Below are 19655 nucleotides of genomic sequence, written 5' to 3' on the forward strand. Positions count from 1 at the left end.
TCGGGACAGATTCTTACAGCGTGTGCTTCTCGCGCTTCTTCATCTTGGCCTTGATGCGGCTCTGCTTGAGCTGGGACAGGTAGTCGACGAACACCTTGCCGTCGAGATGGTCGATTTCGTGCTGGATGCAGATCGCCAAGAGGCCATCGGTCTCGATCTCGAACGGCTCACCGTTGCGGTCGAGCGCGCGCACCCGCACCCACTCCGAGCGGTGCACCTTGTCGTAGATACCGGGCACCGACAGGCAGCCTTCTTCGTACACGGTGTCGCCACGACGCTCGAGGATTTCCGGGTTGACGAAAGCGGTCAGGGCCGACTTCTCTTCGCTGACGTCGATCACCACCACGCGCTCATGCACGTTGACCTGGGTGGCCGCCAAGCCGATGCCACTGCATTCGTACATGGTCTCGGCCATGTCGTCGATCAGTTGGCGGATGCGCTCGTCCACCGCGCCGACCGGACGCGCGACTTTGTGCAGACGCTCGTCCGGGTAATGCAGAATAGTTAGCAGCGCCATCTAATTCCGTTACTCCAGATTGTAGTTTTGCCATCAGCATGTCGATAATAGACCTGTCTGACGCAGATTTCGTTACTTCGAGGGCGCCGGGAATGGCGCGCCCGTCCATGAATATTGGGGCATTTTCCATGCGCAAAAGCATTATATCGCTAGTCTTGGCTCTGGGCCTTGCGGCACCGGCCTTTTCCGACACGCTGACGCTGCGCCCTGACGCCCCGACGCGCTACGTGGTGGTCAAAGGCGACACGCTGTGGGGCATCTCCGGCCGCTACCTGAAAAAACCGTGGAACTGGCCCCGCCTGTGGCAGATGAACCGCGACGAGGTGAAGAACCCACACCTGATCTATCCCGGCGACGTGCTGGTGCTGACCTGGGTCAACGGCCAGCCGCGCCTCGGCCTGGAGCGCAACCGCCGCGAGGTGAAGCTGTCGCCTCAGGTGCGCATCGAGGACCAGGACCGCGCCCTGGCGAGCATCCCGGCCAAGGCCATCGAACCCTTCCTGTCGCGCCCGCTGATCGTCGATATCGACAGCTTCTCGCGCGCACCGCGCCTGGTCGCCGGCAGCGACGAACACGTGGCGATGAGCAGCGGCGACCGCGCCTACGCCATGGGGCTGGACCAGGGCGGCAGCTGGCAGTCGTACCGCCCCAACAAGCCGCTGCGCGATCCGGACAGCGGCGAGACGCTGGGCTACGAGGTGACCTACGGCGGCGATCTGGCGGTCGAGAAGATGGGCGACGAGGTGCAGTCGTTGCGGGTGCGCAAGGTGGCCGAGGAAATCCTGGTCGGCGACCGCCTGGTCAAGGCGCCGCGCGACTATTTCGTCAGCTACGTGCCGCATCCGCCCGAAAAGATGGTGCAGGGCAAGATCATCTCCACCCCCAACGGCGTCGCCGGCGCGGCCCAGTATTACAACGTGGCGATCAACCTGGGGCAACGTGACGGCCTGGAAACCGGCCACGTCCTCGACATCCTCAAGAACGGCAGCCTGGTCAAGGTCACGACGCCGGACAACCGCGAGACCAAGGTGCTGCTGCCGACCGAGAAAGCCGGCTCGCTGTTCGTCTACCGCGTGTTCAACCGCGTCGCCTACGGCCTGGTGATGGAAAGCGCGGTGCCGATCGGCGTGGGCGACGTGGTGCGCACGCCGGACGAGGAATGAGCCGCGAGCGCGCCGACTGGGCGCTGCTGGCACTGACACCGGGCATCGGCCCGGTCGGGGTGCTGCGCCTGATCGATACCTTCGGCAGCGCCGCCGCCGCGGCTTCGGCCAACCTTTCGCAGTTGCAGCGTTGCCTCGGCGACGAGGCGGCGCGCGCCCTGGCGGGACGCGTGGCGACAGCCGACGTGGAGGCGGCGCTGACCTGGGCCGACGCGCCCGGCTGTTTCCTGCTGACGCTGGCCGATCACGACTACCCCACCGCGCTGGCCGAGGCCGGCCACGCCCCGCCGCTGCTGTTCGGCCGGGGCCGGCGCGAATTGCTGGCGCGCCCGATGCTAGCCATGGTCGGCAGCCGTCACGCCACGCCGCAGGGCCGGCAGACCGCCGAGGAGTTCGCGCACGGTCTGGCCGAGGCCGGCTACACCATCGTCAGCGGGCTCGCCAGCGGCATCGACGGCGCCGCCCACCGTGGCGCGCTGGGCACGGCCGCATCGACCATCGCGGTGATCGGCACCGGCATCGACCGGGTCTACCCGGCCAGCCACCGCCAGCTCGCCCACCAGTTGGCCGAAGACGGCCTGATCCTGTCGGAATTCCCGCTCGGCACCGCGCCGCTGGCACACAACTTTCCGCGCCGGAACCGCATCATCGCCGGGCTCAGCCGCGGCTGCCTGGTGGTCGAGGCCAACGTCAACTCCGGCTCGCTGATCACCGCGCGCCTCGCCGCCGAGGTCGGGCGCGAGGTGCTGGCGATTCCCGGCTCGATCCACAACCCGCAGGCGCGCGGCTGCCACCGCCTGATCAAGGACGGCGCCAAACTGGTGGAAACGGTGGACGACGTGCTGGACGAAATCGGCCGCCCTGCCGCCGACGCGCCCGTGGCGGCCAGCGCTAGCCCCCCTGCGGCGGAAAGTACGGCAACGGCCATGGCGGAGACGCCGTTGCTGGTCCAGCTGGGCCACGATCCGGTCGACGTCGACAGCCTGGCGGCGCGGCTTGAGTTGACGGCGGGGGAGGTTTACGCGATGCTTCTCGAGCTGGAACTGGAAGGCCGGGTGGCAAGCCTGCCGGGCGGTCGTTTCCAGCGCCTGTCCTGAAGCGGGACGCGCCCTGCCAGCATCCATAAAAGTCTCTGCACCATGTTTGACGTTCTTGCCTATCTGTTTGAAGAATACCAGGACCCCGAAGCCTGCAACGACCGCGAAGGCGTGATGCGCACGCTCGCCGCCGCCGGCTTCGAGGACGCCGACATCAACGACGCCCTCGACTGGCTCGACATCCTCTGCAACATCAACGAGGGTGCCTTCGCCGCGATGGACGAGTCCTACGGCCTGCGCGTCTACAGCGACAGCGAACAGAAACGCCTGCCGACCGAAGTGCGCGGCCTGCTGCAGTTCCTCGAGCACCACGGCGCCCTCTCCCCGGCACAGCGCGAAATGGTGATCGACCGCCTGCTGGCGATGCCCGACGACGAGGTCAACGTCGCCTCGGCCAAACTGGTCACGCTGTTGGTGCTGTGGGTACAGAAGGCCGAGCTGCCGATCCTGCTCGGCGAAGAACTGCTCGACGTGGTAAACGGCGAACCCACCATGCAGTAAGAGCCGCTGACAAAACCTAGTACAGCGGTATTGGCTAGGTGTGCGGCTGCAGAAAACGAGGCATAGCCGAAGCTGCATGCGGGTAGTACGGCCCATCTGCACCACGACACCAAGAGGGGTTTGCAAGCGGATTCAAGCTTGTCAGGGCGTCGCGACAGGCTTACCATCCCGCCCTTTCCGACGCCTTAACGACACGTCCGACAAGAGCGCCCCCTTGCGCTCTTGTTTTATTTGATAGATACACAAGATGTCAGCCCGGGACTGCCGGGTTCACGATTGAACAAAACATGCCCTCGAGCCTATTGATCGTTGAGTCGCCGTCCAAGGCCAAAACGCTGAAAAAATACCTGGGTCAGGACTTCGAAGTCCTCGCCTCCTACGGCCACGTCCGCGACCTGGTGCCGAAAAGCGGCGCGGTCGACCCGGACAAGAACTTCGCCATGAAGTACCAGCTGATCCCGCGCAACGCCAAGCACGTCGACGCCATCACCCAGGCGGTGGCGGCGGCTGAGCACGTCTATCTGGCGACTGACCCGGACCGCGAAGGTGAAGCCATCTCCTGGCACCTGGTACAGATCCTCAACAACAAGAAGCTGCTGAAGGGCAAGACCGCCCAGCGCGTGGTGTTCCACGAGATCACCAAGAACGCGGTGCTCGACGCCATCGCCAACCCGCGCGACATCTCGCAAGAGCTGGTCGACGCGCAGCAGGCGCGCCGCGCGCTCGACTACCTGGTCGGCTTCAACCTGTCGCCGATGCTGTGGAAGAAGATCCGCCGCGGCCTGTCCGCCGGCCGCGTGCAGAGCCCGGCGCTGCGCCTGATCTGCGAACGCGAGAACGAGATTCGCGCCTTCACCGAACAGGAATACTGGTCGATCCACCTCGACAGCCACAAGGGCCGGCAGAAGTTCGGCGCCAAGCTGTTCGAGCTCGGCGGCAACAAGCTGGACCAGTTCGACATCCCGAGCGAAGCCATCCAGGCCGACACGCTAGCGCGGCTCGCCGGCCATCCGGCCACCGTCAGCAACGTCGACAAGAAGAAGAAAACCCGCAACCCGGCCGCGCCGTTCACCACCTCGACGCTGCAGCAGGAGGCGGTGCGCAAGCTCGGCATGACCACCGACCGCACCATGCGTACCGCGCAGCAGCTGTACGAGGGCGTCGACATCGGCCAGGGCACGGTCGGTCTGATCACCTACATGCGTACCGACGCCGTGGTGCTGTCCAACGATGCGTTGACCGAGATCCGCAGCTACATCGAGCAGCAGTTCGAGCCGGCCTTCCTCCCGAAGACGCCGGTGACCTTCAAGAACAAGTCAAAGAACGCCCAGGAAGCCCACGAGGCGATCCGCCCGACCTCGATCGAGCGCACCCCGGCGGCGATGAAACCGTTCTTGACCACCGACCAGTTCAAGCTCTACGAGATGATCTGGAAGCGCACCCTGGCCTGCCAGATGGCGCCGGCCAAGTTCGACACCACCAGCGTCGACATCACCGTCGGCGAGGGCGTGTTCCGCGCTACCGGCCAGGTGCAGACCTTCGCCGGCTTCCTTGCGGTGTACGAGGAGGACGTCGACGACGCCGAGGACGAAGACAACGCCAAGCTGCCGGCGCTAGAGGTGGGCGACGTGCTGCCGGTGGACAAGCTCTACGGCGAACAGCACTTCACCCAGCCGCCGCCGCGCTTCTCCGAAGCCAGCCTGGTCAAGGCGCTGGAAGAATTCGGCATCGGCCGCCCGTCCACCTACGCCAGCATCATCTCGACGCTGAAGGACCGCGAGTACGTGGTGCTCGACAAGAAGCGCTTCCTGCCCACCGACACCGGCGAGATCGTCAACAAGTTCCTCACCGAGCACTTCGGCCAGTACGTCGACTACAACTTCACCGCCAAGCTGGAAGACCAGCTCGACGAGATCGCCAACGGCCGGCGCGAGTGGGTGCCGGTGATGGAGACCTTCTGGAAGGGACTGGCCAAGCAGCTGAGCGAGAAGGAAGGCCTGTCGCGCGCCGAGGTCACCACCGAGAGCCTGGACGAGGCCTGCCCGAAGTGCAGCAAGCCGCTGCAGATCAAGTTCGGCAAGCGCGGCCGCTTCATCGCCTGCACCGGCTACCCCGAGTGCGACTACACCCGCGACATCGGCGAGACCGCCGAGAGCGCGGCAGCGGCGGCGGAAGAGCCGACGGTGATCGAGGGGCGCACCTGCCCGGAATGCGGCGGCGCGCTGCACATCAAGAAGGGCCGCTACGGCAAGTTCATCGGCTGTGCCAACTACCCCAAGTGCAAGCACATCGAACCGCTGGAGAAGCCGCGCGACACCGGCGTGACCTGCCCGGAATGCAAGACCGGCAGCCTGATCGAGCGCAAGAGCCGCTACGGTAAGCTGTTTTACAGCTGCAATACCTATCCCAAGTGCAAGTACGCCACCTGGAACCCGCCGGTGGCCGAGCCTTGCCCGAAGTGCCACTGGCCGATCCTGACTATCAAGACCACCAAGCGGCGCGGCACCGAGAAGGTCTGCCCGCAGAAGGAGTGCGGTTACAGCGAGGTGATCGCGCCGCCGGAAGCCAAGGAAGCCTGAGCCACCTCTGCCCTCACCCCCGACGCCACCGCCAGGTGGCGTTTTTCATGCCCGATCGGCCTGCCAGAACGCCCGTTCGTCATAACCCGGCACCGGCTTTTATTCAGCATTTCCCGACACAATGCTTATACTTTGAGTCAAGGGCGAAGTCAGCCCGATTTCACTGCCAGATTCGTTCTGGCGAGTACGGTACCTGCGACGGACCGGAATGCCCTCCGGGGCAAAACGCCGCCTGCCCTCAGGCGGCGTTTCCATTGGGCCAGAACGCCGCGTTCATTCCAACCGACAGACGCAGCGCCTCGGGCAGCAGCCAGCAAGCTGCGCTGGAATCCGCTTGCCGACGGCGCAGGCGACGCCTTCCGTTGCGTCTGGGGGTGGGCGTCGTGCCGCAGTGGCCTGCAAGGCGGGCTGGATGTAAAGGGCGGATCATGAAAGCCGACAGCAGCTTCTACTTCACCGGCAGCGCCGTGCTGACCTTGCTGGCTTTCGCCTCCACGACCTGGCCGCTGCTGGCCGTCGCCTTGCTCGTCACGTTCTGCGGCATGATGGTGGCGGACCGCGAGCAACTGGCGGCGCTGGACAGCCACGCGCTGGCGATGTTCCTGATGCAGCACGAACGCCCGCTGCTGCCGCTGGACGCCTTTCGCGGCCGCGAGCTGCTGTTCTACTGCGCCGGCCAGCCGGTGTACCGCTACCTGATCGCGCGCGACTCGCGCTGGCTCCTGGTCGGCAAGCAAGGCGAGGTCAAGGAAGGGCCGGGCATGATCCGGGTGACGCCGGGCTATCTGTATCGCCGCCTCGATGACTAAGCGCCTCTTTCCCCAGAATGCTGTACCTTGAGGCAAGATGAAGCCCAACGATGAACCGCCATGCGCCAGTTCTTGTTGGGCTGCTCTACGTTCAGCCCAACCTACGTCTGAGGGAAGTGGACAAAATCACGAAGCGGGGATGGTGGGTACGGAACCATGGCCTTTGCCCGCCGTACAAAACAGCGTTCTACCAAGTCAAAGCTTGCGAAAGAAATCGTTGCGAGCGCGCTGAGGCCGGCTTGAGAAGCACAGCCGTACAAGTGGTACGGCGAGCATCGCAGGGCCGGGATCGGGGCGCGCAGCAGATTTATTCGCAAGCTTTCAGCCGAACAGCACCAGCCCCCACACTACTGCCAGGTTGACGAGGCCGATCAGCTGCGCTGCGCTGCCCATGTCCTTGGCGCGCTTGGCGAGCGGATGGTGCTCCAGCGAGGTGTGGTCGACCGCCGCCTCCACCGCCGAATTGAGCAGCTCGATGACCAGCGTGGCGAGCGAGCTCGCCACCAGCAGGGCGCGCTCGAGCGCGCTGGCGTGGATGACGAAGGCCAGCGGGATCAGGATCACGGCCAGCAGCAGCAGCATGCGGAACGCGTCCTCGTGGCGGAAGGCGGCCTTGAGGCCGTCCAGCGAATACCCGAAGGCGTTGATCAGCCGGGTGATCCCGGTCTTGCCCTTGAACGGGCTTTCCTGCAGCTTCATGCGGCTCCCAGAAGATGGATACGTGGCGCTTCGCCCAGCCAGTGCAGGCGTGCCTGCATCGAACGCGACAGCCAGACCTCGCCGTGGCCATCGACCAGCAGCACGTCGCGGATGCCGAAGCGGCTGGCATAGTAAGGAGCACGTGCGGTGTCGGCAAGATAAATCGGCTTGGTGGCGACGTCGGAGCGCAGCCCGGCGTCGGCGGCCGGCGCCACCACCACGGTGGCGGCCTGGGCGCGGCAGTCGCTGCTGCCGTCGCGCGGGTCGATCAGGTGGCAATGGCGCCGCCCGTTCAGCTCGAAGTAGCGCTGGTAATCGCCCGAGGTGCCCACCGCCTCGCCGTCGGCCAGTTCCACCACCGCCATCGCCTCGTTGTGGCGCGGGTGCTGGATGCCGACCTTCCAGGGCGTGCCGTCCGGTTTTTTGCCCAGCGCGATGACGTTGCCGCCAATGTTGATCAGCGCGGAGCGGACACCGGCGGCCTTGAGCTGGTTGCGCACGCGGTCGAGCGCCCAGCCCTTGGCGATGCCGCCCAGATCGAGCTGCACCGCCGGGTTGCGGCTGGCGATGCGGCCGTCGGCGAAGCTGAGGTCGGCCAGGCGCGGGCGGGCCTCGACCAGCCGCCGCAGCGCGGCGGGGTCGGGAGTGACCGGGGCGAAGCTGTCAGCGTGGAAGCCCCACAGCGCCACCATGCCGCCCAGCGCCGGCGAGAACAGGCCGTCAGAGAGCGCCTCGTCGCGCTGGGCGGCGCGCAGCAGCTCGGCGAGGTCGGGCGCCAGCGGCGCCGATTCGCCGCGCGCCAGGGCGCGGTTGATGGCGACCAGTTCGCCGTTGCCCTTCCAGGCGTGCAGGCGCAGATGCAGGCGATCGAGTTCGGCCATGGCCTGCGCCACCGCGGCCTGGGCGTGGGCCTCCGACTCGCCCAGCACGGTGACCTCGACGCGCGTGCCGAACACGTAGCTTTCCTGGCGGAACGGTTCGGGCTCGCGGCCGCACGCCGCGAGCCCGATGAGCAGGCACAAGGCCAGACAGGTTGGCCGAAGCCGCAGGATCAGTGCGCGCACCGCCGCTCCAGCGCGTCGATGTACAGCCCGGCAACGTTGATGCCGGTCTGGTCCATGATCTCGCGGAAGCAGGTGGGGCTGGTGACGTTGACTTCGGTGAGGTAGTCGCCGATGACGTCGAGGCCGGCGAACAGGATGCCGCGCCGCTGCAGCTCCGGCCCCACCGCCGCCACGATCTCGCGGTCGCGCGCGGTGAGCGGGCGCGCCTCGCCGCGACCACCGGCGGCCAGGTTGCCGCGCGTCTCGCCGGCCATCGGGATGCGTGCCAGGCAGTAATCCACCGGCTCGCCGTCGATCACCAGGATGCGCTTGTCGCCGTCGCGGATTTCCGGGATGAAACGCTGCGCCATCACGGTGCGGGTCTCGCGCTGGGTGATGGTTTCCAGGATCACCGACAGGTTGGGGTCGTCCGGGGTGACGCGGAAGATGCTGTCGCCGCCCATGCTGTCGAGCGGCTTCAGGATGACGTCCTGATGCTGGCGCACAAAGGCGCGCAGGCGTGCCGACTCGCCGGAGATCAGGGTCGGCGCGATGCAGTCGGGGAAGTGCAGGATCGCCAGCTTCTCGTTGTAGTCGCGCAGTGCCTGGCCGCTGCTGAACACCTTGACGCCCTGGGCTTCGGCCAGGGTGAACAGTTGCGAGGCGTACAGGTACTCCATGTCGAACGGCGGGTCCTTGCGCATGATCACCGCGCTGAACGCGGTGAGCGGCTGGCGCTGCACCTCGGCCAGGCGGTACCAGTCGTGCTTGTCGCCGGTCAGGGTCAGGCCGCGCGCGTCCACCAGCAGCCGGCCGCCTTCCACCGATAGCTGGCGCGCTTCGGCCACCGCCAAGGCGTGGCCGCGTCGCGCCGCCTCCTCCATCATGGCGAAGGTGGTGTCCTTGTAGATCTTGAAGTGGTCCAGAGGATCGGCGATGAACAGGATTTTCATGGGCGAGGTCCAGTGCGCTCAGGCGTTGTCGGGGTCGGTGGCTTCCAGTTCCAGCGAGGCCGCCAGGAGCGCCAGGCGGGAGATCACGCCGTAGGAGTAGAAACGGTTGGGCGGACAGTCCGGGTTGCCGTTCTTGTCCGGCAGGCAGGCCGACTCGAACGACAGCGGGACGAAGTGCATGCCCGGCGCATTGAGGTTCTCGTCGACACCGCGCCCGGTGTGCACGCGGTAGAAGCCGCCGATGACGAAGCGGTCCATCATGTAGACCACTGGCTCGGCCACCGCGGCGTTGACCGTCTCGAAGGTGTACACGCCTTCCTGCACGATCACCTCGGAGACTTCCAGCCCTTCCTTGACCACCGCCATCTTGTTGCGCGCCTTGCGGTTGAGGCCGACCACCTCATCCGGCGACTTCACGCTCATCACGCCCATGCCGTAGGTGCCGGCGTCGGCCTTGACGATCACGAACGGATCATGGGTGATGCCGTACTCGCGGTACTTGATGCGGATCTTGTCGAGCAGACCGGACACGCTGTCGGCCAGCGCTTCTTCGCCCTGGCGGCTCTGGAAATCCAGCCCCTTGGTGGCGTTGAAGTAAGGGTTGATCAGCCACGGATCGATCGAGATCAGCCGCGCGAAGTCGTCGGCGACCTGGTCGTAGGCCTTGAAATGATGGGTCTTGCGCCGCACCGCCCAACCGGCGTGCAGCGGCGGCAGCAGGGTCTGCTCCAGGTTCTGCAGGATGTCCGGCACGCCACCCGACAGGTCGTTGTTGAGCAGCACCACGCACGGGCTGAAGCCGTCGGCCAGCACCAAGCGGTTGCCGCGGCGCTCGATCGGTTCCAGCCGCACCGTGGCGCCGTTGGCGGCGGTCAGTTCGGTCGGTTCGGTGATCTCCGGGTTGAGCGAGCCCAACCGGACCTTGAGGCCGGCCTGCTCGAAGATGTGCACCAGCGCCGCCACGTTCTGCAGGTAGAAGGTGTTGCGGGTATGGTTCTCCGGGATCAGCAGGATGTTCTTGGCTTCCGGACACACCTTCTCCACCGCGCTGGTGGCGGCCTGTACCGCGAGCGGGGTGAACTCCGGATTGAGGTTGTTGAAACCGCCGGGGAACAGGTTCATGTCCACCGGGGCCAGCTTGAAGCCGCTGTTGCGCAGGTCGACCGAGCCGTAGAACGGTACCTGGTGGGCGTGCCACTGGCTGCGGAACCAGTGCTCGATATGGGGCTGGGCGCCGAGAATGCGGCTTTCCAGCTCCAGCAACGGGCCCTTCAGGGCGGTGGACAGGTAAGGAACGGTCATGTCTTCCCCTTTGGGATGATCTGGGTCGAATTGCACAATGGTGGGGATGACAGTTGCCTTATTCAACCCTGGGTGGCGGTCCGGTGCGGGCCTAGGGCGTGTCATCCATTGTTTCCCACGCTGCGCCGGAGCCTGTTTTTGCGCGCAACAAGGCGCGAGGCGCGACGTTTGGTTATTCCAAACGAGCGCCAAGCAACGCCGTGGCGCACAAAAAGAGGCCCGGCCCGATGGGTTGCGCCGCGAAAGCGGCCATGCGGCGTTGCCGGTCTTGGCAAGGGGGTCGCCATTGCCTGCGCCCGGCGCCTTGCCTGGCCACTTTCACGGCAGCAACGCAGCGGGGAAACAATGGATGACACGCCCTAGTCCGGCCATGCTTCGTTATAGGCCGCCTGGTAGCGCTCTTTCAGCCCGGCCCAGTCGAAGGCATGATTCTGCGCGCCGCGGCTGACCACCTTGATGGCGCCCAGCAGATTGGCCAGGCGGCCGGTCAGCAGCCAGTCGAGACCGTGCCGGATGCCGTACAGCAAGCCGGCGCGGAAGGCGTCGCCGCAGCCGGAGGGGTCGAGCGCGGGGCCGTCCAGCGGCACCGCCGGGATGTGGAGCGACGTGTCGCCGACGTGGATCTCCGCCCCCTCGGCACCACGCGTGATGATCAGCGCGCGCACCTGGCGGCGCATGTCGTCCAGCGTCAGGCCGGCGCGCTCGCGCATCAGTTCGGTTTCGTAGTCGTTGAGCGTGATGTAGCTGGCCATTTCGACCAGCGTGCGCAGCTCGGTGCGCGAGAACAGCGGCAGCTCCTGGCCGGGATCGAACACGAACGGAATGCCGGCCTCGGCCAGCTCGCGGCAGTGCTGCAGGCAGCCGAGGTAGCCCGACGGTGCCACGATGGCGAGTTCCACCGGGCCCTCGACCTCGCTAAGGTGGTTGGCGGTGGCGTGCTCCATCGAGCCGGGATGGAACGCCATCAGCTGGTTGCCGCCGCTATCGCTGATGATGAAGCATTGCGCGGTATACTGGCCGGGCACGGTGCGGATATGGCGGTCCGCCACGCCGAGGCGGGCCAGATGCTCACGGTAGGGGTCGAAGTCCTCGCCCACCGTGCCCATCACCAGCGGCCGCTCGCCCAACAGCGCGAGGTTGTAGGCGATGTTGCCGGAGCAGCCGCCGAACTCGCGACGCATCGTCGGCACGCGGAAGGTGGTGGAAATCTTGTGCAGCTGGTCCGCCAGGATGTGCTGGTCGAAGCGGTCTTCGAAGGTCAGCAGGGTATCGTAGGCGAGCGATCCGCAGACGAGGATGGACATGCCGGCTCCGCTATGAAATCAAGCGCTTAAGTGTAGCACGAAACGCCGCCCTCCCCGCGCTCCGAACCCTGGCCGCGCCGCCCGCTCCAAGCCGTTGCCACGTTTTTTACAGGATGACCCGATGACCCCGACCACTCTGCGCCGCGGCGTGCTGCCGCTACTGTGCGCCGTCCTGTTGACGGCACTGCCGGCCGCCGCCAGCCCGGCGCTGGAACGCGCCCGCTTCATCGACCTGGCCGGCAGGAACGCCGCGCTCACCCAGTACAAGGGCAAGGTGACCGTGGTGAATTTCTGGGCCACCTGGTGTTCGCCGTGCCGCGAGGAGATGCCGATGCTCAACGCCGTGCGCACGCGCCTGGCGCCAAGGGGTGTCGAGGTGGTCGGCGTGGCACTCGACGACAAGGTCTCGGTCGGCAACTACCTGCGCAGCACCAGGGTGAGCTACCCGATCGTGCTGGGCGACGGCAATACGCTCGACCTGATGCGCGCCATCGGCAACCCGGCCGGCGGCCTGCCCTACACTGTGGTGCTGGACCGTTCCGGCAAGCAGGTGGCCACGCTGATCGGCAAGCTGTCGGAGCAGACCCTGCTGCAGGCGGTCGAGCCACATCTCTAAATCCCTTGGCCCCCTTGCCGGGCCTCGTCACCCGACCCGCCGCCACGGCGAAAAAAGCCCGGCCTAGGCCGGGCGCAAGCTGACAACAACAGGGAAAATCTCAGAAGGTCACCTTGACCGGCGCCCACTTGGCCTGGCGCACCTGATAGACGGTGATCGGCGCCTGGATCAGGTCGCCACGGCTATCGAAGCGGTAGGAGGCGTTCACCCCCTCGTAGCTGATCTTCTTCAGCGCCGCCGTAACCTTGCCGGGCTCGGTGCTGTTGGCCTGCTGCATGGCTTTCGCGACCAGCATCACCGCGTCGTAATGCTGCGGGCCGTAGGACAGCGGCGCCTTGCCGTACTTGGCCTGATAGCGCTTGATGAAGTCCTGGCCCTGGCTGCGCTTTTCCAGCACGTTGCCGGCCACCGCCGCCATGAAGCCTTCGCTGTTGCCGCCGGAGAGCTTGATGAAGTTATCGGTCTGGATCATGTCGCCGCTGAGCACCTTGGTGGACAGGCCGAGCTGCTTCATCTGCAGCGCCAGGGGTGCCGCCTGGCTGTCGGACATGGCAACGAACAGCAGGTCCGGCTTGGCGGCACGGATCGTGGTCAGGATCGGACTGAAGTTGTTCTGCCCCGGCGTGGTGTATTCGCGGCGAATCACCTGCGCCCCCAGGCGCTTGGCCTCGGCCTCGAACTTGTCGGCCAGGCCCTGGCTATAGGCGGTGCGGTCGTCGATCATGGCGATGCGCTTGGCCTTCAATTCGCTCAGCGCGTATTGGGCGATAGCCGGTCCCATGCGGGTGTCCACCGCGCTCAGGCGGAAGGCATTGCCGTAGCCCTGGTTGGTGTAGGTGGCGTTGACCGCCACCGAGAACTGCGGCAGACCAGCCTGGTTAATGATGCGCGCGGCGGGAATGGTGGTGCCCGAAGTGAACGGGCCGACCACCGCCTTCACTTCTTCATCCAGCAGTTTTTGCGCGGCCAGGGTGGACTGCTTGGGGTCTTCCTGGTCGTCCTGCGATACCAGTTCGAACTGCACCGGCTGGCCGTTGATCCTCAGCGCACTGCGGTTGAGGGTGTCGACGGCGAGCTGGGCACAGTTCTGGTTGTCCTTGCCCCAGTGGGCGTCCGGCCCGGTCAAGGGGCCGATGAAACCGATTTTCACCACCTCGGCGGCAGAAGCGGCGCTGATGCCCCCCAGGGCCAGCAGGGTAACGAGCAGGGTGTGTTTCATGTTTTGCATCCTGATGAAGTTGTTGAATCGACAAGAGGCACAGCAACAGCTTGATTGCGGCAACGTTGGCACCGACCGGAACGCTAACGGAACCGGCCGGGCCAGAACTCTGGCGGAATGGCCGCCACCCCGGTGAGGTGGTCGCGCAGCAGCGCGCCGGTGGTGGCGGCGAGGGTCAGGCCGAGATGGCCATGACCGCAGGCGAAGAACAGTTGCCGAAGGCGCGAGGACGGGCCAATCACCGGCACGGTATCCGGCACCGATGGGCGGTTGCCCATCCAGGCGCTCATGCCGTCGGTACCGAGCTCGCCCAGCATGGCCTGCGCCTTGTCCAGCAGCAGGTGGGCGCGACGGTAGTCCGGCGGCGCGTCGCGGTGCGCCAGTTCCACCGTACCGGCCAGGCGCAGGCCACCGTCGGCCATCGGCAGGATGACGAAGCTTTCACTGGCGTTGAGCAGGAAATGGCGCAGCGGACGACCGGCCTTGGGCAGAGTCAGGTGGTAGCCGCGCTCGCTCTCCAGCGGCAGCGCCTGGCCAGCCTGGCGTGCGAAACGATCGCTCCACACGCCGCTCGCCACCACCACCTGCCCCGCGCTCAGCGCGCGGCCGTCGGCCAGGGTGACGCCGCTGGCGACGCCGTGCTGCTGACACAGCGCCGTCACCGGCTGCTGCAGGAAGCGGCCGCCTTCGCGCAGGAACTGCTGGAACAGGCCGAGGCTGAACAGGTAGGGATCGTCCACGTGCGACCAGTCCGGAATCAGCACCCCCTGCTGCCACGGCGCACGCAAGGCCGGCTCCAGCCGTGCCAGTTCGTCTTGGTCGCAGCGCCGCCAGCGCACACCCTGCTCGCCGCGCCGCTGCCAGCGTGGCAGATCGGCCTGCAAGGCTTTCTGGTCAGAATAGAGCGCCAGTGCACCGTGGCGACGCCAGCTCCCTTCCAGACCGCAGCGGGCGATGAGCGGGGCATAGTCCTGGTTCACCCGGGCCAGCAGCTGCCCCAGCTGCCGGCTCAGCGCCGCCACCCGCGATGGCCGGCTCGCCAGCACGAAGCGGCCGAGCCACGGCATCAGGCCGGGCAGATGGCGCCAGCGCACCGCCAACGGGCCGAGCGGATTGAGCAGCCAACGTGGCACCTGACGCAGCACACCTGGCTCGGCGAGCGGGAGCACCTCGCTCACCGCCAGCGCCCCGGCGTTACCGGACGAGGTGCCGGACGCCGGCGGGTCGCGGTCGAGCAGCAGCACGTCGAGCCCGGCCAGGCGCAGTTGCAGCGCGCTGGCGATGCCGACCACGCCGGCGCCGACCACGATGACGTCGGCGCGGCTCATGCGCCCTCGCCCACGCCGCGGCGCCAGTTGGCCAGCGCGCAACGCGCCGCCGCCAGATCCCAGGCGGCGGTACCGACGCTCTTGAACAGGCGCGGGCGGGCCGCGTCGAAGCGCCCGGCCACGGCGTCGGCCAGCGACGCCACGGTGGACCAGTCGATCCCGGCCTGGATCAAATCGCCGGCCTCGTGGCGCGCGCCGACCGGGTCGTCGGAAAACAGCTGGCTGCCGGCGATGGCTTGCGGCCCCAGCTCGGCCATGTCGGGACGGAAGGCGCCGACCCCGATCAGCAGACGATCGAGACGCGCCGGCTGGTCGTACACCGGAACCTTGCTGGTGGTCAGCATGATCACCACTTGCACCGCCTCGGCCACGCCCCCCGTGGCCGGCTGCAGGTCCAGGCCGAGCGCATCGTGCTCGCGGCAGAACGCCTCGGCGGCCGCCATATGGTGGCCATGCACGTCGACGCGCAGTCCCGGGTACAGCGCCGCCAGCGCCTCGGCATGGCCGGCCGCCTGCTTGCCGGTGCCGATCAGCGCGACGTGGCGCGGAGGCGACGCTTGCAGCGAGCGCATCGCCAGCATCGAGACCGCCGCGGTGCGCCGGGCCGTGACGGTAGGCCCGTCCAGGATCAGCCGCGGCGCGCCGCTGGCGGCGTCGTAAACGCTGACCACGCCGTGGATGGTGGGCAGGCCGCTACGGCTGTTGTGCGGGCAGACGTTGACCAGCTTGTGCATGCCGATATCGTGGGCAGTGGCCGGCATCGACAGCAGCACGCCCTCCCCCGGTAACGGCAGCACCTGGCGCTCCGGGCTGCTGATGCGCCCGGCCTGGTACTCTTCGGCGGCCTGCGCCAGCACTTGGCACAAGGAATCGAAGGGCAGCAGTTCGGCGGTTTGGCGGGCGGAGAAAACCGGTAGCGGTGTCGACATGCTCATGGGGTGTCAGGCCTCCAAATTGGTAGAATTTCAACCAGATATCGGCCACTGCTGCGCTAGCCACCGTAAACTGGCCAGACAACGGACAACAACCGCTCTGTTCATGTCAAAAAAATTACCAATTAGGCGAGCCGGGCACAACCATATCGCGCCATCACCGGATGATTTGGTAAACTTTGTCACCAATACGCAACACTCATGTCTATTTTGAGACCAATTTGAGTGACCATCATGCAAGAAACCAACCACTTTCAGCCGCGCCCGATCTACCAGCAGGTGGCCGAGCAAATCCAGCACAGCATCACCAACGGCGAATTCCTGCCGGAATCCCGCCTGCCGTCGGAGCGCGAGCTGGCGGCACGCTTCCGCGTCAGCCGCCCCGCCGTACGCGAGGCCATCGGGTCGCTGCAGAACCAGCAGCTGGTGATCACGCGCCGCGGCTCGGGCACCTATGTCTGTGCCGATGCCCTGCAGCGGCTGCAGCAGGCCCAGCTCGCGGACACCGACGGACGCGCCGACGACAGCCCGCTGTCGACGCTGGAGGTACGGCTGCTGCTGGAGCCCGCCATCGCACGGCTGGCGGCACGACGTGGCCAACGCGACGACAAGGCCGAGCAGTATTTGGCGCTGATGAAGAACGTCAAGAACATCGACATCCAGGCGCAGCAGGCGCTGTGGAGCGAGTGCGACCGGCTGTTCCATCGCCAGCTGGCCGTGATGACGGGCGATGCGCTGATGGTGCGCATCGCCGACGAGATCGCGAAGACCATGGAGCAACCGCTGTGGCAGCGGCTGCGTGACGACGGCATCTACGACGAGGAGCGCATCAGCCTGTATGTGGCGGAACACCAGCTGATCTACGAGGCGATCGTCAGCGGCGACGAGCAGGCGGCGGCGTTCTACGTCGAACAGCACCTGCGCCGGGTGGGCCGGGACATTTCCACCGGCGACGCCTCGCCGCCGAAAACGCCGGCGTAGCCGGCGGCACGCCCACCAGCCAAGCCGCTGCCTGCAGACGGCCCCCTCACTGGGGGAAAGGATGCCTCCGCTAGGAGGCTCCGAGAGGCGGAGGCGGCACGTCTAAGAGCCTGTTCAAGGTCTTTTTGTGGCGGCGGCCGAGCACTGCCGGATGCAGCGCTAGAAGAGAGTCCCTGGCAGTGTCATTCACTGCCAGGGACGAACGACAACGCGATGCGCCGGCAGTACCCGGCCCCGAAGGGCTGGCCCGGCAAACGGCCATCTGCGTCGTTGGCCGACTTGGCCTTGGAATGCCAAGGCCAGCGTCGTCCGCCTCGTTTCTGGCCATTTGCCGGACCAGCGCAGCCGGAAAAAGACCTTGAACAGGCTCTAAGCACTACTCACCCGCTGCGCCAGCCGCAGCGCGGCGATGCGGCCGATCTCGCCGAGACAGCGGGCGAATTCCTGTTGCGGGGGGTCGTGCAGGCGCTGCTCGAGCTGGGCGAGGATGTCGTCCCGGCCGAGCCCGGCCACGGCGACGATGAAGGGATGGCCGAAGCGTGCGCGGTAGTGGGCGTTGAGTTCGGCCAGCCGCGGGGTGTCGGCGCCCTCCTGGCGCAGGCCGGCGGCCTGCTGCTCTCCGCCCGAGGCCGCGCTCAGCGGGGCACGCGTGCCCAGTTCGGGGTGGGCGCGGATCAGCGCCAGCTGTTCCTCATGGGATGCCGCCAGCATGGCGGACACCAGCGCCTGCCACAGCGCAAAGCGCGTGGTGAACGGGCGTTGTTCCCAGGCGCGCTCGGCCACCCACGCCGTCTGTTCGAACACGCCGTCGAGCGCGGCGACGAAAGCGTCGCGCTCCAGGGCCGACAAATCCGCCGGCGTCCAGCACCGGTTGTCAGGGCTATCCATGGCGTCCTCTCCTGCCGCCAACGCGGCGAATCATCACCATGCGGTTATAACCATAATAGAAGCTGGCCACTGCGCTGCTTTCCCGACAGCATCGTCATGACTGACAGAAAGGCCACACCATGGGCCGTCTCACCACGCATGTGCTCGATACCGCGCGCGGCTGCCCGGCCGCCGGGCTGGTCGTGAGCCTGTACCGCATCGACGGCCTGCAACCGCGCCGGCTGCTGGTTACCCGCACCAACGCCGACGGCCGCTGCGACGCGCCGCTGCTGGAGGGGGCGATGCTGCTGCCGGGGGTGTACGAGCTGCACTTCGCCGCTGGCGACTACCTGCGCGCGCAGGGCCACGCCCTGAGCGATCCGCCCTTCCTCGACGTGGTGCCGATCCGCTTCGGCATCAGCGACGCAGCGGCGCATTACCACGTGCCGCTACTGCTGTCGCCCTACGGCTACAGCAGCTACCGCGGGAGTTGAGCGTGGCGGACTACCTGCTCGACTGGCTGGCGCTGCTGCTGCGCTGGCTGCATTTCGTGGCCGGCGTGGCGTGGATCGGCGCGTCGTTCTACTTCGTCTGGCTCGACAACCACCTGACCCCGCCGACCGATCCCGAATTGCAACGGCGCGGTGTCGGCGGCGAGCTGTGGGCGGTGCACGGCGGCGGCTTCTACAACCCGCAGAAGTACCTGGTTGCCCCGCCCGTGCTGCCGCCCAGGCTGCACTGGTTCAAGTGGGAGGCCTACACCACCTGGCTGTCGGGCTTTGCGCTGCTGGCACTGCTGTATTTGGCGCGCGCCGAGGTGATGCTGGTCGACACGGCCGTGGCGCGCTTGAGCCCGGCGCTGGCGGTGGCCGTGGCGTTGCTGACGCTGGCCGGGGCCTGGCTGGTCTACCATGGTCTGTGTCGCAGCCCGCTCGGACGGCGTGACGGCTGGCTCGGTCTGAGCGTCTACCTGCTGTTGGTGCTACTGGCCTGGGGGCTGTCGCAGCTGTTCGCGGCGCGCGCGGTGTATCTGCTCTGCGGCGCGGTGATCGGCACGCTGATGGCCGGCAACGTGTTCTTCGTCATCATCCCCGGCCAGCGGGCCATGGTGGCGGCCCTGACACGCGGCGAGACGCCGGACCCGGAGCCGGGGCGGCGCGGCAAGCAGCGCTCGGTGCACAACAACTACTTCACGCTGCCGGTGCTGTTCATCATGATCAGCCCGCACTTCGCCTTCACCTACGGCCACCGGTACGGCTGGGCGCTGCTGGCCGGCATCGGCGCCGCCGGGGTGCTGATCCGCCACTTCTTCAACCTGCGCCATCGCGGCATCGTCGACTGGCGCTTTCCCGCCGCCGGCGCGGCGCTGTTGCTGCTGGTGGCGCTGGCCGGCGCGCCGTCCGGCGTGCTGCCGGCGGGGGCGAAACGGTCTTCGGCCAACCTGGAGCAGGTGCGCGCCATCCTGGCGCAGCGCTGCGTCGCCTGCCATGCCGCACGGCCGAGCTTTGCCGGGTTTTCGGCACCGCCGGCCGGGGTGCGGCTGGACGAACCGGCCGAGATCAAGCGCAACGCCGCGCGCCTGGCCGCGCAAGTGCAAAGCAGGACCATGCCGCTCGGCAACCTGACGCACATGACCGACGCCGAACGCCGCCTTGTCGTCGAATGGGCCGCCGCCGGGGCGCCGGACTGAACCCCGGCCCAGTATCCCGGACCCCGGATAACCCGGCCGCAGCGGCTTCGGCCAA

Annotated in this window: 19 protein-coding genes; 9 read left to right on the forward strand and 10 right to left on the reverse strand. The window is 67.0% G+C overall.

Annotated features, from left to right (window positions below):
- Nucleotides 1-13: 13 nt before the first annotated feature.
- Nucleotides 14-517, reverse strand: a complete 504-nt coding sequence (gene def / locus B9N72_RS00130) for a peptide deformylase (protein ID WP_085274432.1) — start codon at nucleotides 515-517, stop codon at nucleotides 14-16.
- 128 nt (nucleotides 518-645) lie between these two features.
- On the opposite strand from def, the gene B9N72_RS00135 reads away from it, so the two are divergent.
- From B9N72_RS00135 to B9N72_RS00155, 5 genes are all read left to right on the forward strand, one after another.
- Complete coding sequence (locus tag B9N72_RS00135; RefSeq protein ID WP_200810856.1) at nucleotides 646-1680, forward strand: LysM peptidoglycan-binding domain-containing protein; 1035 nt, start codon at nucleotides 646-648, stop codon at nucleotides 1678-1680.
- The gene (gene dprA / locus B9N72_RS00140) at nucleotides 1677-2777 is read left to right on the forward strand and encodes a DNA-processing protein DprA (RefSeq protein WP_085274434.1); all 1101 of its coding nucleotides are present in this window, start codon (nucleotides 1677-1679) and stop codon (nucleotides 2775-2777) included. Before B9N72_RS00135 ends, dprA begins: the two co-directional genes overlap by 4 nt.
- 42 nt (nucleotides 2778-2819) lie before the next feature.
- The gene (locus B9N72_RS00145; protein WP_008954816.1) at nucleotides 2820-3278 is read left to right on the forward strand and encodes a Smg family protein; all 459 of its coding nucleotides are present in this window, start codon (nucleotides 2820-2822) and stop codon (nucleotides 3276-3278) included.
- Between the two features lie 287 nt (nucleotides 3279-3565).
- The gene (gene topA / locus B9N72_RS00150) at nucleotides 3566-5857 is read left to right on the forward strand and encodes a type I DNA topoisomerase (protein WP_085274435.1); all 2292 of its coding nucleotides are present in this window, start codon (nucleotides 3566-3568) and stop codon (nucleotides 5855-5857) included.
- A gap of 428 nt (nucleotides 5858-6285) precedes the next feature.
- Nucleotides 6286-6666 (forward strand): hypothetical protein, encoded by a 381-nt coding sequence (locus tag B9N72_RS00155; RefSeq protein ID WP_085274436.1) that lies wholly within the window; start codon nucleotides 6286-6288, stop codon nucleotides 6664-6666.
- A 321-nt stretch (nucleotides 6667-6987) separates the two neighbouring features.
- On the opposite strand, the gene B9N72_RS00160 is transcribed toward B9N72_RS00155, so the two are convergent.
- From B9N72_RS00160 to B9N72_RS00185, 5 genes are all read right to left on the reverse strand, one after another.
- Nucleotides 6988-7365: a diacylglycerol kinase gene (locus B9N72_RS00160; protein ID WP_085274437.1), complete on the reverse strand. Its 378-nt coding sequence runs from the start codon at nucleotides 7363-7365 to the stop codon at nucleotides 6988-6990.
- Nucleotides 7362-8429, reverse strand: a complete 1068-nt coding sequence (locus B9N72_RS00165; RefSeq protein ID WP_085274438.1) for an FAD:protein FMN transferase — start codon at nucleotides 8427-8429, stop codon at nucleotides 7362-7364. Before B9N72_RS00165 ends, B9N72_RS00160 begins: the two co-directional genes overlap by 4 nt.
- Nucleotides 8417-9361 carry a glutathione synthase gene (gshB, locus tag B9N72_RS00170; RefSeq protein WP_085274439.1) on the reverse strand — a complete coding sequence of 315 codons (945 nt, stop codon included), beginning with the start codon at nucleotides 9359-9361 and terminating at the stop codon, nucleotides 8417-8419. The genes B9N72_RS00165 and gshB overlap by 13 nt, the downstream gene beginning before the upstream one ends.
- Nucleotides 9362-9379: 18 nt before the next feature.
- Entirely contained in the window at nucleotides 9380-10663 is a 1284-nt protein-coding gene (gene gshA / locus B9N72_RS00175) for a glutamate--cysteine ligase (RefSeq protein ID WP_085274440.1), read from the reverse strand.
- 359 nt (nucleotides 10664-11022) lie between these two features.
- Nucleotides 11023-11967, reverse strand: coding sequence for a carbohydrate kinase family protein (locus tag B9N72_RS00185; protein ID WP_085274441.1), 945 nt, complete (start codon nucleotides 11965-11967; stop codon nucleotides 11023-11025).
- 121 nt (nucleotides 11968-12088) lie between these two features.
- Here B9N72_RS00185 and B9N72_RS00190 point away from each other — a divergent pair, with 121 nt between their 5' ends.
- Nucleotides 12089-12583 (forward strand): TlpA family protein disulfide reductase, encoded by a 495-nt coding sequence (locus B9N72_RS00190; protein ID WP_085274442.1) that lies wholly within the window; start codon nucleotides 12089-12091, stop codon nucleotides 12581-12583.
- Between the two features lie 100 nt (nucleotides 12584-12683).
- Here the strand turns inward: B9N72_RS00190 and B9N72_RS00195 are convergent, their stop codons facing one another.
- The 3 genes from B9N72_RS00195 to lhpI form a co-directional block, all read right to left on the reverse strand.
- On the reverse strand, nucleotides 12684-13802 hold the full coding sequence (locus B9N72_RS00195; protein ID WP_085274443.1) for a branched-chain amino acid ABC transporter substrate-binding protein: 1119 nt from the start codon (nucleotides 13800-13802) through the stop codon (nucleotides 12684-12686).
- A gap of 83 nt (nucleotides 13803-13885) precedes the next feature.
- Nucleotides 13886-15130 (reverse strand): NAD(P)/FAD-dependent oxidoreductase, encoded by a 1245-nt coding sequence (locus B9N72_RS00200; RefSeq protein ID WP_085274444.1) that lies wholly within the window; start codon nucleotides 15128-15130, stop codon nucleotides 13886-13888.
- Nucleotides 15127-16065 carry a bifunctional Delta(1)-pyrroline-2-carboxylate/Delta(1)-piperideine-2-carboxylate reductase gene (lhpI, locus tag B9N72_RS00205; RefSeq protein WP_085274445.1) on the reverse strand — a complete coding sequence of 313 codons (939 nt, stop codon included), beginning with the start codon at nucleotides 16063-16065 and terminating at the stop codon, nucleotides 15127-15129. Before lhpI ends, B9N72_RS00200 begins: the two co-directional genes overlap by 4 nt.
- A 231-nt stretch (nucleotides 16066-16296) precedes the next feature.
- Here lhpI and B9N72_RS00210 point away from each other — a divergent pair, with 231 nt between their 5' ends.
- The gene (locus B9N72_RS00210) at nucleotides 16297-17043 is read left to right on the forward strand and encodes a FadR/GntR family transcriptional regulator (RefSeq protein WP_085274698.1); all 747 of its coding nucleotides are present in this window, start codon (nucleotides 16297-16299) and stop codon (nucleotides 17041-17043) included.
- A gap of 369 nt (nucleotides 17044-17412) precedes the next feature.
- Here the strand turns inward: B9N72_RS00210 and uraD are convergent, their stop codons facing one another.
- On the reverse strand, nucleotides 17413-17931 hold the full coding sequence (gene uraD / locus B9N72_RS00215; protein WP_085274446.1) for a 2-oxo-4-hydroxy-4-carboxy-5-ureidoimidazoline decarboxylase: 519 nt from the start codon (nucleotides 17929-17931) through the stop codon (nucleotides 17413-17415).
- A gap of 119 nt (nucleotides 17932-18050) precedes the next feature.
- On the opposite strand from uraD, the gene uraH reads away from it, so the two are divergent.
- Together uraH and B9N72_RS00225 are read left to right on the forward strand one after the other, a co-directional pair.
- Complete coding sequence (uraH, locus tag B9N72_RS00220; protein ID WP_085274447.1) at nucleotides 18051-18404, forward strand: hydroxyisourate hydrolase; 354 nt, start codon at nucleotides 18051-18053, stop codon at nucleotides 18402-18404.
- Nucleotides 18405-18406: 2 nt separating this feature from the next.
- A complete protein-coding gene (locus B9N72_RS00225) occupies nucleotides 18407-19600 on the forward strand; it encodes a urate hydroxylase PuuD (RefSeq protein WP_085274448.1) in 1194 nt (397 codons plus the stop codon).
- Nucleotides 19601-19655 lie beyond the last annotated feature (55 nt).

The sequence above is a fragment of the Pseudogulbenkiania subflava DSM 22618 genome, from assembly GCF_900177275.1.
In the GTDB taxonomy this organism is placed as follows: Bacteria; Pseudomonadota; Gammaproteobacteria; order Burkholderiales; family Chromobacteriaceae; genus Pseudogulbenkiania; species Pseudogulbenkiania subflava.